The organism is Nonomuraea sp. NPDC048901 (assembly GCF_040649695.1).
GTDB lineage: Bacteria > Actinomycetota > Actinomycetes > Streptosporangiales > Streptosporangiaceae > Nonomuraea.
On record NZ_JBEZFW010000004.1, the window covers coordinates 444,136 to 456,811 of the forward strand.

The 12,676-nt window shown below is 70.1% G+C and carries 8 protein-coding genes; 5 read left to right on the forward strand and 3 right to left on the reverse strand.

The window, feature by feature from the left end:
• Positions 1 to 1,587, forward strand: coding sequence for a phospholipid carrier-dependent glycosyltransferase (locus AB0C30_RS15915; protein WP_357943861.1), 1,587 nt, complete (start codon positions 1 to 3; stop codon positions 1,585 to 1,587).
• On the opposite strand, the gene AB0C30_RS15920 is transcribed toward AB0C30_RS15915, so the two are convergent.
• Positions 1,523 to 3,067 (reverse strand): hypothetical protein, encoded by a 1,545-nt coding sequence (locus AB0C30_RS15920; protein ID WP_357943863.1) that lies wholly within the window; start codon positions 3,065 to 3,067, stop codon positions 1,523 to 1,525. The genes AB0C30_RS15915 and AB0C30_RS15920 overlap by 65 nt on opposite strands.
• Positions 3,068 to 3,166: 99 nt before the next feature.
• On the opposite strand from AB0C30_RS15920, the gene AB0C30_RS15925 reads away from it, so the two are divergent.
• Together AB0C30_RS15925 and metG are read left to right on the forward strand one after the other, a co-directional pair.
• Positions 3,167 to 4,390, forward strand: coding sequence for a glycosyltransferase family 2 protein (locus AB0C30_RS15925; RefSeq protein ID WP_357943865.1), 1,224 nt, complete (start codon positions 3,167 to 3,169; stop codon positions 4,388 to 4,390).
• Positions 4,391 to 4,451: 61 nt separating this feature from the next.
• Positions 4,452 to 6,233 carry a methionine--tRNA ligase gene (metG, locus tag AB0C30_RS15930; RefSeq protein ID WP_357943867.1) on the forward strand — a complete coding sequence of 594 codons (1,782 nt, stop codon included), beginning with the start codon at positions 4,452 to 4,454 and terminating at the stop codon, positions 6,231 to 6,233.
• On the opposite strand, the gene AB0C30_RS15935 is transcribed toward metG, so the two are convergent.
• Both AB0C30_RS15935 and AB0C30_RS15940 read right to left on the reverse strand, forming a co-directional pair.
• The gene (locus AB0C30_RS15935; RefSeq protein WP_357943869.1) at positions 6,178 to 7,401 is read right to left on the reverse strand and encodes an FAD-dependent monooxygenase; all 1,224 of its coding nucleotides are present in this window, start codon (positions 7,399 to 7,401) and stop codon (positions 6,178 to 6,180) included. The two genes, metG and AB0C30_RS15935, sit on opposite strands and share 56 nt — an antisense overlap.
• Before the next feature lie 24 nt (positions 7,402 to 7,425).
• Entirely contained in the window at positions 7,426 to 10,758 is a 3,333-nt protein-coding gene (locus AB0C30_RS15940; RefSeq protein WP_357943871.1) for a BTAD domain-containing putative transcriptional regulator, read from the reverse strand.
• Between AB0C30_RS15940 and AB0C30_RS15945 the strand changes: the two genes are divergently transcribed.
• Positions 10,757 to 11,632, forward strand: a complete 876-nt coding sequence (locus tag AB0C30_RS15945; RefSeq protein ID WP_357943873.1) for a TatD family hydrolase — start codon at positions 10,757 to 10,759, stop codon at positions 11,630 to 11,632. The two genes, AB0C30_RS15940 and AB0C30_RS15945, sit on opposite strands and share 2 nt — an antisense overlap.
• Positions 11,633 to 11,774: 142 nt before the next feature.
• The gene (locus AB0C30_RS15950; protein WP_357943875.1) at positions 11,775 to 12,632 is read left to right on the forward strand and encodes a ubiquitin-like domain-containing protein; all 858 of its coding nucleotides are present in this window, start codon (positions 11,775 to 11,777) and stop codon (positions 12,630 to 12,632) included.
• Positions 12,633 to 12,676 lie beyond the last annotated feature (44 nt).

The window sequence follows — 12,676 nt, forward strand, 5'->3', positions numbered from 1 at the left end:
GTGAAGAAATGGGGGATTTCCGCACAGCGGCTGGTCCCGCCCATGCAAGGGGGCGCCCTCTGGGGGTGGCTGGGGCCGATCGCGGTCGCCCTCTTCGGCGGAATACTGAGATTCGTCAGATTAAGCGAGCCGAGGGCCATCGTCTTCGACGAGACGTACTACCTCAAGGACGCCTACTCGCTGCTCAGGTTCGGCGTCGAGCGGGTCACGCTCGGTGACTCCAAGAACCCGGAGGCCGACCACCGGCTGATGGCCGGCAACCTCGACATCTTCAAGCACTGCCCGAACACCACCGACTGTGCCTCGTTCGTCGCCCACCCGCCGCTGGGCAAGTGGATGATCGGGCTGGGGGAGTGGCTGTTCGGCGTGAACCCGTTCGGCTGGCGGTTCGCCGCGGCCGTGGTCGGGACGCTGTCGATCCTCATCCTGGCCCGGCTGGCGCGGCGGATGACCCGCTCGACGATGCTGGGCTGCCTGGGCGGGCTACTGCTCTCGCTGGACGGCCTGCACCTGGTGCTGTCGCGTACGGCGCTGCTGGACATCTTCCTGATGTTCTGGGTGCTGGCCGGGTTCGCCTGCCTGGTGGTCGACCGCGACTGGTCACGGCAACGGCTGGCCGACTGGTACGACAGCTCGCCGCTCACCCCGACCGGGCCGCCGCTCGGCCTGCGGCCATGGCGGATCGCCGCGGGCCTCTGCCTGGGGGCGGCCTGCGCGGTGAAATGGTCAGGGATCTTCTTCTTGATCGCGTTCGCGGTCATGAGCCTGCTGTGGGACATGGGGGCCAGGCGGGCCGTCGGGCTGCGCAGTCCCTACTCCGGCGCCTTCGCCAAGGACGTGCCGTCGGGGCTGGCCGCGCTCGGGCTGGTGCCCGCGCTGACCTTCGTGGCCTCGTGGACGGGCTGGTTCGTCACCGCGGGCGGCTACGGGCGCAACTGGGACCAGGCGACGTCGTCGGGGCCGCTGTTCTTCGTCGTCGACTCGGTGCGATCGTGGCTGAAGTACCAGGTGCAGGTGCTCGGCTACCACACCGGGCTGCACGACTATCACCCGTACATGTCAGACCCGTGGACCTGGCCGGCCCTGTTCCGGCCGGTCTCCTTCTTCTACCCGACGAACCTGCCGCCGTCGGCGTGCGGGGCGGACAAGTGCTCGCAGGCCGTGCTCGGGGTGGGCACGCCCGCCCTCTGGTACGCCGCCATGCTCGCCCTGCTGGGACTCATCGCCTGGTACGTCGCCACGCGCGACTGGCGGGCCGGGGCGGTGCTGCTGACCTTCGCCGCCGGGTGGCTGCCGTGGTTCTACTACGCCATCGCCGACCAGCGGACGATGTACCTCTTCTACATGATCCCCGTGGTGCCGTTCATGGTGCTGGCGCTCGTCCTGGTCGCGGGGCTGGTGATCGGGAAGGAGAGCGCCACACCCGCGCGCCGGGCGGTGGGTGCCGCGGTCGTGGGGGCGTTCACGCTGATCGTCCTGATCAACTTCTGGTGGCTCTACCCGGTGCTGGTGGCCGAGACGCTCACGCAGGCACAGTGGTGGGCTCGGATGCTGACGCGGGCTTGGGTCGTACCCGCGCCAAAGTGACGCCGCGGCGCAGCGTGATCGCCGCGGCGATGCAGGCCAGGGGGACCGCCGGCAGGACATAGCGGTAGTCGAACTCCGCCGTCGCGGCGGGCGCCAGCAGCAGGCCGAACGCCCCGAGCCAGGGCAGGATCACCGGCCCGCCGAACCGGCGCCAGCGGACCACCGTGCCGTACAGACCGATCAGCATCACGCCGCCCAGCACGATGCCGGGCAGGTAGACCACCTGCTGGTAGCCGCTCATGATCTGCGCGAAGGGCGCGACGATCTTCGTCTCCGGCGGGCCCTGCTCGTAGGTGTAGGCGTCGGTGTCCGTACGGCCCTGGTAGGAGGGCCACTGGGGCAGTCGCTTGGGGTTGCCGCTGTCATCCAGCTCGTAGAACGGGATGAAGCGATACATGTTGTACGTCTTCTCGTCCGGGAAGCGCGGCCTGCCCCAGTTGAAGGCACGGAAGAAGTCACGCGCCACCACCGCCAGGTAGTCGCCGGGCTGCGAGGTGATCGCCCGCGTGGCGAACGCGCTGGCGGCCTCGTTGGTGATGCCGGTGAACTTCTTGCCCGCGCCCCAGCGGTGCAGCACCTCACCCGTGCCCTGGCTACCGCCGCTGCCCTGGCCCCAGAGGTACCACTGCGCGTACTCCTTGCGCTGATCGACCGGATCGGTGATGCACAGGAGGAGCATCTGGAGCTCCCGATATTTGTCGATGTGCATCTTGTTGCAGTCGGCGAAGATCGCCGTGCGCATGTAAAGGATGAGCCCGTCGCTGTTGGTCATCGCGAATTTACCGAAATTTGTCGAGAACCACCCCATGTAGGCGAGGACCGGGGCCGCGCAGGCCATGATCACGGCCACGATCGTCTTCCACCCGGTCCGCTTGATGAGCAGGTACGCGACGACCAGGGCGAGGATCGGCAGGCCGATCGAGCGGGTGAGCGCGGTGAGCGCGAGCAGCAGCCCGACGACCACGCCCAACTTCCACGACATCCGCCGGTTCCACAGGACGATCGTGATCACACCCACGACCAGCAGCGTGAACAGCGTGTCGGACATGATGAGCTGTTCGAGCTGGATCTGGTAGCCGTCGAACAGCACCGGGACGGCCGCCAGCGTCGCCCCCCACTTCGGCAGGCTGAATTTCCGGCGCAGCAACGCGTAGATGAGCGCGCCCGTGGCCAGGCCCATCAGATGCTGGGAGAGAGTTACCAAAGAGAAACTGTGGAACGGCTTGAGCAGCAGCAGCCAGAACCCGTAACCGTCCGGCCTGATGGGGTGTGGCCTGGGGTGCAGCGCGACGGAGACGTACTCGTAGGAGTCGTTGAACCACATCGCCGGGCCGTACCCGAGCATGGTGATGAGCCGCAGCACCCCGCCCAAGGCGAATGCGGCGGCGAACACCCGATGGCGGCCCAGGAACGCCAGCGCGCGTGCCAACCGGCCAGGGGCGGAGGGGTCCACAGGGGTCATCTCCGCAGCGCTCACCATGCTGTAAAGAATGCCAGTCGTTTTTAGGACTTGACCCGACCATCCACGGGCACAGGGCATGATGGTGGGCTGGAAGAGCCTTAACTGAAGGGTTGAGACGTGGAACTGACGGTGGTCATGCCCTGCCTCAACGAGGCGGAGACCGTGGAAGTCTGTGTGCGCAAGGCGCTGGCGTGCATGGAAGAGCACGGCATCGAGGGCGAGGTCCTGATCGCCGACAACGGCAGCACGGACGGCTCGCAGCAGCTCGCCCGCGACGCCGGTGCGCGTGTCGTCCACATCGATGAGAAGGGTTACGGCAACGCCCTCATGGGCGGCATCCGTGCCGCGCGCGGCAAATACGTCATCATGGGCGATGCCGACGACTCCTACGACTTCACCTCGTTGCTCCCATTCGTCGAACAACTGCGCGACGGTGCCGATCTCGTGATGGGCAACCGGTTCAAGGGGGGCATCGCCCCCGGCGCCATGCCTCCGCTCCATCGCTACCTGGGCAACCCGGTGCTGTCGTTCGTCGGCCGGTTGTTCTTCCCGTCGGCCATCGGCGACTTCCACTGCGGCCTGCGCGGGTTCAGGCGTGACTCGATCCTGCGGCTCCATCTGCAGACGGGCGGCATGGAGTTCGCCTCCGAGATGGTGGTCCGCTCCACGCTGTCCGGCCTCGACGTGCGCGAGGTGCCCACGACGCTGTCGCCCGACGGCCGCTCCCGGCCGCCGCACCTGCGTTCCTGGCGTGACGGTTGGCGCCACCTGCGCTTCCTGCTGCTGTACAGCCCCAAGTGGCTGTTCTTCTATCCCGGCATCCTGCTGATGATCATCGGGCTGGTCGCGGGCACGGCGCTGACGTTCGGCCCCGTCGAGATCGGCGAGCTGGCCTTCGACGTCGACACCTTGGTCGGCGCGTCGGCGGCGGTGGTGATCGGCTTCCAGGCGGCGTTGTTCGCCCTGTTCACCAAGGTCTACGCGGCCGAGGAGGGCTTCCTGCCCGAGTCGCCACGCGTCCGCCGCCTCATCGACATCGTCACCCTGGAGAAGGGCCTGGTGGTCGGCGGGTTGCTGGCCCTGGCCGGTCTCGTCGGCCTGGTGATGTCGCTGGTGCACTGGCAGGTCCGCAGCTTCGGCTCGCTCGACCCGCGCGAGTCGCTGCGCATCGTCGTGCCCTCCGCGACGGCGCTCATCATGAGTTTCCAGACCATCTTCGCGGCGCTGTTCATCAGCATCCTGGGCATCCGCCGCACCCGCGAGAGCTCGATCGACGCCGCCGCCAAGGTGGCCGAGGAGGCGGCCGAGGCCGTGTCCCGCGAGGAGTCCACGACGCGCTGATCATCCGCCTCGTGCCGGTATTCGGTACGAGGCGACCGTGGTCGCACCGTAGGCTTGGCCTATGTCCCAGCACATCTTGACCGCCGTAGCGTGGCCGTACGCTAACGGCCCTCGCCACATCGGGCACGTATCCGGATTCGGCGTGCCGTCCGACGTCTTCAGCCGCTACCAGCGGATGGCGGGCAACAAGGTGCTGATGGTGTCCGGCACCGACGAGCACGGCACGCCCATCCAGGTGCAGGCCGACAAGGAGGGCGTGACCGCCCGCGAGCTCGCCGACCGCTACAACCGGGTGATCGCCGAAGACCTGACCGGCCTGGGGCTGTCCTACGACCTGTTCACCCGCACGACGACGAAGAACCACTACGCCGTCACGCAGGCGATCTTCAAGGGCCTCTACGACAACGGCTACATCTTCCCCAAGACCACGATGGGCGCGATCTCCCCGTCCACCGGACGCACCCTGCCCGACCGTTACATCGAGGGCACCTGCCCCATCTGCGGCTACGACGGTGCCCGCGGCGACCAGTGCGACAACTGCGGCAACCAGCTCGACCCGATCCAGCTCATCAACCCCAAGAGCCGGATCAACGGCGAGACGCCGATCTTCGTGGAGACCGAGCACTTCATGCTCGATCTGCCCGCCTTCGCCGAGGTGCTCGGCTCCTACCTGCAGTCCAAGCAGGGCGAGTGGCGGCCCAACGTGCTCAAGTTCGCCCTCAACCTGCTCGGTGACCTGCAGCCGCGGGCGATCAGCCGCGACCTCGACTGGGGCGTGCCGATCCCGCTCGACGGCTGGCGCGACCAGCCCAACAAGCGGCTCTACGTCTGGTTCGACGCCGTCATCGGCTACCTGTCCGCCTCCATCGAGTGGGCCAAGCGCTCCGGCGACCCCGACGCGTGGCGCCAGTGGTGGCAGAATCCCGACGCCCGTGGCTACTACTTCATGGGCAAGGACAACATCGTCTTCCACGCCGAGATCTGGCCCGCGATGCTGTTCGGCTACAGCGGCCAGGGTGTCAGGGGCGGCTCGCCGGGGGCGTTGGGCGCGCTCAACGTGCCGTCCGAGGTGGTCTCCAGCGAGTTCCTGACCATGGAGGGCAAGAAGTTCTCCTCCTCGCGGCAGGTCGTCATCTACGTCCGCGACTTCCTGGCCCGCTACGACGCCGACGCGCTGCGCTACTACATCGCCGTGGCCGGTCCGGAAAACCAGGACACCGACTTCACCTGGCAGGAGTTCGTCAACCGCAACAACGGCGAGCTCGTCGCCGCATGGGGCAACCTGGTCAATCGGTCGATCTCGATGGCGGCCAAGAACTTCGGCGCGATCCCCGAGGCCGGTGAGCTGACCGACGCCGACCGGGCGCTGCTGGAGCGCTCGCGCAACGCCTTCGGGCCCGTCGGGGCGGAGCTCGGCCGCTCGCGGTTCAAGAACGCCATCACCGAGGCGTTCGACGTGGTCCGCGACGCCAACCGCTACCTGGCCGAGCAGGAGCCGTGGAAGCTCAAGGACGACGCGGAGCGGCAGAAGTCGATCCTGCACGTCGCCCTCCAGGTGGTCGACGACGCCAAGACGATGCTCACGCCGTTCCTGCCCGGTTCGTCCAACAAGGTCCACGCGATGCTCGGCGGCGAGGGCGTCTGGTCCGGCATGCCGGAGATGCACGACGTCGACGAGGACGGCGGCACCCCCTACCCGGTGATCACCGGCGACTACAACGGTGCTGCCCAGTGGGAGCACCGGCAGATCAAGCCGGGCACGCCGCTCGCGCCGCCCGTGCCGCTGTTCAAGAAGCTCGACCCGAAGGTCGTGGACGAGGAGCTGGCCCGGCTGGCCGACTGAGGTCATAGTCCTTGAGCGTGATGGCGCTGGCCGTCTTCCGTGCGGTCCGCGCCATCAGCCCGGTAAAGGGCAGATAGGGCATCAGCTTGTAGTTCTGGTTCATGAACCACCGCATGAACCTGGTCTCCGGCACCATGAACTTGCTGACCCCCTCGCCGGACTTCTGGCAGGTGAGCACGTAGTCGCGCATGGCCGCCTCGTACCCGGCGAAGGCGGCCCGGTGGTCGCGGGCTGCCGCCAGCTCACCCGCGAGCACGTACGCGCCCACCATGGCGAGCCCGGTGCCCATGCCCGACAGCGGCGAGGGGCACCAGGCGGCGTCGCCGAGCAGCACGATTCGGCCGTTTGACCAGCGGTCCATGCGCACCTGGGCGATGGCGTCGAAGTAGAAGTCGTCGGCCCGCCGCATGTCCCGCAGCAGCCGGGGAGCCTCCCAGCCGACGCCCGCCATCGCCTGTTCCAGCAGATCCTGCTGCCGGCGGGTGTCGTGGCGGTCATAGGTCAGCTCCGGCGAGCCGAACCAGAACATGGCCTTGGCCTCGGTGTTCTGCCTGGAGCTGTAGAGGGCGACCATCTTGCCCGGTGTGTTGTAGGCGTGGCCGCTGTGGTCGAGGCCGAGGTAGTTCTCCGTCGTGAAGACCGCGCAGTACAGGCCCAGGTACGAGATGAACTCCCGTTCGGGGCCGAAGGCCAGCTCACGTACCTTCGAGTGCAGGCCGTCGGCGCCGACCACCAGGTCGAAGCGCCTGCTCGGACCCCGCTCGAACGTGACCGTGACCCCCTCGGCGTCCTCGTCGAGCGCGGCGATGGAGTCGTGGAAGACGTACTCGGTGTGGTCCCTGGTGAGGTCGTAAAGGATCTTGGCCAGGTCGCCGCGCAGGATCTCGACGTCGCCGGCGAACAGGTCGGCCGGCAGGGCGCTCAGCTTCTTGCCCGCCTCGTTGACATTCCACATGGCGCCCATGTTGGTCTGCTGCCGCTGGATTTCGCCGAGTATGCCCATCTTGCGGAGCACGGTCAGGTGGGCGTCCCCGCGGAAGTCGACGGAGTAGCCGCCCTCACGCAGGGCGGGCGCCCGTTCGACGATCGTGGTGGAGTGTCCGGAGCGGTTCAGCCAGTAGGCCAGGGCGGGGCCGGCGACGCTGGCGCCGGAGATCAGGATGTCCATGCCGACGAGCTTCGCCGGGCGCGCTCACCGCGGGCTCACCCCGAGCTCACCGGGCAGAGCGGTGATCAGTCGCAACGGTGAGGCGGCGATCGCCGCCTCGGACACACCCGCCAGGAGGGCCGCTTGGGAGTGGGTGAGCGTCGCGCCCTCGGTCCAGGCCCGCTCGTACGCCTCCGCGCCCAGGACGGCCCGCGCCCGGGCGGAGACGTCCGCCGAGACGGGGGTCTCGGGATGGGTCCCGCCCAGCATCACGGTGGCGGCCCCCAGCAGCTTGGCGGCCAGCCACGCGCCGCCGGTGGCCGTTCGCGAGTCGCCGGGGCCGGGCTGCCCATTGCCTGCGCCGAGGTCGGGCCGCCTGTCGCCCGTGCTGGAGCCGGGCCGCCCGTCGCCCGCGCCGAGGTCGGTGAGCGCGAGCCGGGCGAGCGACTCGAACGCGCCGGCGCTCTCCGGCGCCGGGCCCGTCGCGACCGCGACCTCCACGGCCTGCCGGTATGAGGCCCTGGCCGCGTCGCGGTCGCCGTTGGCCTCCGCGAGGCGGCCCAGCCCGAGCAGGATCCGTACCCTGTTGCCGGTGCTCCTGAGCCACCCGGGATCCGAGCGCCGCAGCGCCCCCTCGTAGAGCTCCCGGGCCCTGACCAGGTCGCCCTCCTCCAGCGCCAGGTCGCCGAGCCCGCGCAGCGCGGAGGCAACATTCGTCGGCACGCCCACGCGCCGGGCCAGCTCGGCGGCCCGCTCGTAGTCGGCCCTGGCGGCGGCCGGCCCGACGCGCAGGTTGAGGTCGCCCCGGTTGCACAGCAGATCGGCCAGGTCCTCGGTCGCGCCCAGCTCCTCGGCCAGCGCGATCGCCTCGTCGGTGTGGGCCAGCGCGGCCTCCCGGCTGCCGTGCATGCCCGCCAGCATGGCCAGCGCGTCGAGCGAGAGCATCGAGCCCCACCGGTCGCCGAGCGCCCGCAGGTCGTCGAGCGCCGAGACCAGATCGGCCTGCGCCTGGGCGTGCTCACCCCTGGCCATCAGCGAATAGGCCCACATGAACCGGGACATCGCGCGTTCCCACGGGTCGGGGCTGTGCGCGGCCCTGGAGATCACCGTGAGCGTCGCCTCGGGGGCGTGCATGGCAGACGTGATCATCGGCCATAGGAACGTGAGAATGGGAAACTCGCGTGCCCCCTCGCCCCTCGACACGATCACGTCGGCCACGGCGGAATGGCGGGTCCACAGCTCGCCGGCCGCCTCGTCGCCGGCCGTGGTCAGCAGGCAGAGCACGTACGCGTCGCCGAGGTCCGGATCCGGCTCCACCTTGTTGAGCAATTCAATGGCCGGAGCCGTGGCCGTGCCGCGCATCCCGCGCATCCACAGGTAGGTGGACTGCGCCGCCAGCAGCCGCATGCCGAGCCGCACATCGCCCGCCTCGGCCGCCCAGCTCAGGGCCGTCCGGAGGTTGTCGTGCTCGGCGGACAGCGACTCCAGCCAGTCGAGCTGCTCGGCCGCGCGCAGGTGCGGGTCGGCCCGCTCGGCGAGGGCGAGGAAGTAGCTCGCGTGCGCACGCCGTACGGAAGGTTCGCCGGTCAGTTCTTCCGCGCAGAAGGCGCGGATGGTCTCCAGCATGCCGTAGCGGCCGTCCGTGACGGTCACCAGTGACTTGTCGGCGAGCGAGTCGAGCAGGTCCTCGGCGTCGGGCAGGCCGCACACCGCGGCGGCGGCCCCAGCCGTCGCGCCGCCCGCGAACACCGTGAGCCGCGCGGCCATCGCACGTTCTCCCTCGGTGAGCAGCTCCCAGCTCCACGCGACGACCGCGCGCAGCGTCTGGTGCCGGGCGTCGGCGGTGCGGCTGCCGCGCGACAGCAGCTTGAAACGGTCGGTGCCGAGGCGTTGGGCCAGCTCGCGGGCCTCATGCGTGCGTACGCGGGCGGCGGCCAGCTCGATGGCCAGCGGCAGGCCGTCGACCGCCGCGCAGATCTCGCCGACCGCCTCGTCAGCCACGAAATCCGGTCGAACCGCCTTCGCCCGGTCGGTGAACAGCCGTACGGCGTCCGCCTCGGCCAGCGGGCGGACCGGCCAGAGGTGCTCGGCCGTGATGCCCAGCGGCTCGCGGCTGGTCGCCAGGACGCGCAGTTGGGGACAGGCTTCGAGCAGCCGTTCGGCGAGGGCGGCGGTGTCCGCGATCAGGTGCTCGCAGTTGTCCAGGACCAGCAGCAACGGCCGGTCGGCCAGCACGGTGACCAGCCGGGCGAAGAAGCCGTCGGAGGCGGTGGACCGGGGGCCGAGCAGCCCGCCTTCGCGGATGCCCAGCGCGGCGAGCAGCGCGCGCGGGAGGTCGGCGCCCTCGGTGAGGGCCGCCAGCTCGGCGAGGCAGGCGTCGGGGCGCTGCCCGGCGACCTCGACCGCCAGCCGCGTCTTGCCCGCGCCGCCCGGCCCCAGCAGCGTCACCAGGCGGGCCGAGTCGAGCAGTGTGTCGACCGCGGCCAGGTCGTAGGCCCGGCCGACCAACGTGGTGAGCCGGGCCGGTATCCCCGACCTGCCGTCTTGCTCGGTCGGCCCCTGTCCGGTCGACCCCTGTCCGGCCGACCCCTGTTCGGCTGGCCTCTGTATGGTCGGCCTCTGCTCGGCTGGTCGGGTGGTGGTCTGTGCGGTGGGTGGCGTCAGGTGGGTGAGTTCGCCGCGTAGCAGGCGCTGGTGCAGGCCGGACAGCTCGGGCGAGGGGTCGGTGCCCAGTTCGTCGGCCAGCAGCCGCCTGGCCTGCTCGAAGGCGACCAGCGCCTCGGCCGGCCGGCCGTCCGCGCTGAGCGCCCGCATGAGCTGGCCGCGTAGCCGCTCGCGCAGCGGGTGGCGGTCGATCAGCTCGCCGAGCTCTGGGATCGCCGCCCGCTGCGCGCCGCGCCGTAGGTCGGCCTCGATCCGGTCCTCCTGGGCGGCCAGGTGCCGCTCTTCGAGGGGTACGGCGTGCGTCGCGTCGAGGTCGGCGAGCGCGGGGCCGCGCCACAGGGACAGCGCCTCGCCCAGCAACGCGGCGGCCCGGTCGGGATCGGTGTCGAGCGCCCGCCGCCCCTCCTCGGCCAGCCGCAGGAACCGGTGCGCGTCGACGTCGCCGGGATCGACGGCCAGCCGGTAGCCCGTGGCCGCCCGCTCGACCATGATGCCGTCGCCGCGCAGCCTCGACACCTGGGAATGCAGGGCGTGCTGGGCGTTCTTGGGCGGCTGCTCGCCGTACAGGACGTCGATGAGCCGGTCATGGGGGACGACCTCGCCGGGCCGGATGAGCAGCAGGGCCAGCAGCGCTCGCCGGGACCGGCCGCCAAGCGGCACCTCGGCGCCGTCCGCGCGCCAGGCACGGGTGCTGCCGAGAATGCCGAAGCGCATGGACGTTACTTTAGAGGGCGTGAGCAAGATTCCCAGCCCGCCCGATCCGCTGTCCGCACCGGTGTTCGACAGCCACTGCCACCTCGACATCATGGTCGGCAACCGGCAGGCGTCCTCGGGCGATCCCGTGGCACAGGCGGCGCAGGCGGCTGCGGCGAGCGTACGGAGCATCCTCGACGACTCGCGTGCCGTCGGCGTGACCCGGCTCGTCACGATCGGCTACGACCTGCCCTCCTCCCGGTGGAACGCCGAGGCGGCGGCCGAGCACGAGGGGATCTACGCCGGCGTCGCCATCCACCCCAACGAGGCGCACGCGGCCACGCCCGAGACGCTGGCCGAGATCGAGGCGCTGGCCGGGCGTGACGAGGTGCGGGCGGTGGGGGAGACCGGGCTCGACTACTACCGCGACTGGGCGACCAAAGAGGACCAGCACGCGAGCTTCCGTGCGCACATCGAGATCGCCAAGCGCACCGGTAAGGCGCTGGTCATCCATGACCGTGACGCGCACGACGACGTGCTGAAGGTGCTGGCCGAGGTGGGCGCGCCGCCGGTGGTGGTGTTCCACAGCTTCTCGGGCGACCCCGAGATGGCGAAAAAGTGCGCCGAAGCCGGATATTTCATGTCTTTTTCGGGGCCGGTTACCTACAAGAACGCCTCCTATCTGCGTGAGGCGGCACGGGTGGCGCCGATGGAGCTCATGCTGGTCGAGACCGACGCCCCCTACCTGCCGCCGGTGCCCTATCGGGGCAAGCCCAACGCGCCCTACCTCATACCCCTCACTCTGCGTTGTCTCGCGGAGGTCAAGGGGGTCCATCCGGATGAGCTGTGCGAGGCCATCAGTGTCAATGGAGTCACGGTCTTCGGAGAGTGGTGACCATCTTTCCGTGAACCGGTAGAGGCGGCGGCGCGGGCGCCACTAGCGTCGTGCCGCCCGAAGCCACTACCGGAGGTAGTCCGTGCGCGGAAAGAGGCGCGCCCCGCGCCCTCGTATTGCCTGGCGATCACCGTGGACACCGGTGATCTGCCTGCTCGCGGTCGTGGCCGTGGGCGGCATCGGGACCGTCGCGGCGCTGGTCAAGAGCGTGGTGCTGGTCGTCGACGGCAAGCCGATGGCGCTGCGCAGCTTCGCCGGCTCGGTGCAGGAGCTCCTCGGCGAAGCCGGGGTTTCTGTAGGGTTCGGTGACTCCGTACGCCCGGCCGGGCAGGAGGAGATCGCCGACGGGACGCGGATCGTGGTACGCCACGCCCGCCCGATCACGCTGACCCTCGACGGGCGCACCACCCGCCACCTGGTGACCGCCACGAACGTGGGCGACGCACTGGCCGAGCTCGACATCAGCCCGGCGGGCGGCCGGCTGTCGGCCCCGCCGACCAAGCATGTGCCGCTGTCCGGGATGTCGCTCTCGGTGTACACGCGGCGTGAGGTGTACATCGAGGCGGGCGGTCTCCGGATGGCGACCACGACCACCGGCCGGACCATCCGCGAGGTGCTCAGGCAACGCCGCATCCCGGTGCGACCCGGCTACCGCGTGCGCCCGCCGCTCGACAGCTTCCCGGCGCAGGGGACCGTCATCAGGGTCAGCCCGCCCGCGCCGCCGCACACCGTGGTCGTGCCGGCGGCCGTGGCGGCGCTCGACTGGGCGGCGCTGGCCCAGTGCATGTCGAACGGCGACCCGCTGGCGGTCAATCCCGCCGGGCCCTATTACGGGATGTACGGGTTCAGCCAGGCCATGTGGACGGCCGTCGGCGGCACCGGGCTACCGCACACCTGGCCGCCGGAGGAGCAGACCTATCGGGCACAGCTCCTTTACCAGCTGGTCGGCGGGCGGTGGCAGGGGCAGTGGCGGGAGTGCGGGGCCCGGCTGTTCGGCTGACCACTTCCCCAGGCCCCGGCTGGTTTCGGCCGGTCGGCCGTTCG